Consider the following 1,656-nt stretch of genomic DNA (forward strand, 5'->3'; position numbering starts at 1 on the left):
CGCCGCCAGGCCCGGCGATCCGTGTAGTCGTAGTCATCAAACGAGTTGATAGCTTCCACGGCCCATTTGTTGATGATGTATTTGTCTTTGTTGGGATAGGACCAGCGGGTATAGGTGCGCTCATCGCCGCTCTTGGCTGTGTCGCCATGATTGGTACGATGCTTCGCCTGACCGTAAGAGTTAAAGATGCGGGTTGTTTTTTGCACCCGCTCCACGCCTTCATCATAAGAGTAGGTCAAGCTGGCGGTGTTCAGGGAGGTGTAAGGTTCATTGTCATTTTGCGTGGCATACTCTTGGACTTGCTTGCGCAAGATGGTGCCGTTGCCATCTTTCCAGATCCGCTGCGCGATCTTGCCTACGGAGGAGACGTCCTGGCGATAGGTGGTCTCAACGGTTGGGGCCTTTGTTTCCCCTGCCAGCTTTGGCAACGTGGTTATGATCTTTTTGAAGCCGGCAAAGCGCCGGTTGTCAAAGTCCCAGCGCCCGCCTGAGTAAGCAAGCGTGTGGTGAAGGCCTTGAGATGAGTTGGCTTTCGTGTCAGAGAGGCCAGGACGGTCAGGACAGGTGGGAACCAGCGCTCATCCTCAGTATCACCGCCATAGGTGGTGTAGCTGGCTGAGAGGTGCCCGCCTGAAGGCAACACCACGCCAACTAGCATATCCGGGCGCTCGCTGATGAGTTTATATGCCCATTTTCGTGTTATGAGTTCAACACGACCATCTCCATCTGCGTCAGAGAGGTTGTAAGCGACGCGATCTCGTAAAAAATCGCCATGGCTATCCGTAGCATAGTTGTGAAGTTCATCGCCGCGTGTCAAATAAAGCCGAGTATGATCCCCTTTTCTGATTCCCACAAAATCCGCACGACCGTCTCCGTTGATGTCAGCGGTAGAGCCTCCGTTAACATTACTAAAGGAAGTGGTAGTGATAACTGGCCCGGGTATGAATTTGTTACCAGCACTAAAATAAAATTTCCAAGAACTCTTAGTATCTTTAATTAGTGCATCAGTCGTTCCGTCGCCATTGAAGTCAGCAAATTCAAGGTTTCTTATCGTGCCGCTATTGCCGAAGCGGTTTACATCAAGCGGTGGGTCTGGAAATTGGATGGAGAAACCTGAAACACCATCTGACAGGCGAATAGCACCAAAAGACGAGATATCGGATCGACCATCTCCATTAAAATCGCCTATTGTAGACCACGGACTTTTAGGAATGCCTGTCCACGTTTTATTTTTTGCGCGTGAGAAGTCGATCCGATACTTCGATATGACATCATCAATGCCATCACCGTCAAAGTCGGAAATTTGAGCCAACTTCTCATATAGGCCACCATTCGTAGTATCATAGTTCCTGCAGCGTTCACGGCCTTTACTATTTTCATAACAATCAGTGAACTTGTAAACGTATATGGCCTTTTTACGTTTCGACAAGTCGACACGTCTAGATTTGATCCAAAGCTTATCGCCATACCAATAGCAATCTTGGTGGAAAGATCCCCCACCTGAGTTAACACAAGTAGTATCTTTGGAATCTCGATCAATTCGTACCGTCCTGTTGTACCAGCTAACGCGATCTAGTACACGATCCCCGTCGAAATCATCAAAATAAGAATAGTAAGCAGAACCAAAATTGAATGGGTTTCTCGAACTCGTTTTAT

2 protein-coding genes are annotated in these 1,656 nt (G+C 48.5%); both read right to left on the reverse strand.

What is annotated here, in order from left to right; genetic code table 11:
- A partial coding sequence (locus JCM12308_RS27405) for a hypothetical protein (protein WP_164845399.1) occupies window positions 1–428 on the reverse strand: 428 nt, incomplete at its 3' end.
- A gap of 5 nt (window positions 429–433) precedes the next feature.
- Window positions 434–1,656, reverse strand: a 1,223-nt coding sequence (locus JCM12308_RS27410; protein WP_208978976.1) for an FG-GAP repeat domain-containing protein, incomplete at its 5' end; no start/stop codon positions are given.

It is taken from the genome of Pseudovibrio denitrificans JCM 12308 (assembly GCF_001310815.1).
Classification (GTDB): domain Bacteria; phylum Pseudomonadota; class Alphaproteobacteria; order Rhizobiales; family Stappiaceae; genus Pseudovibrio; species Pseudovibrio denitrificans.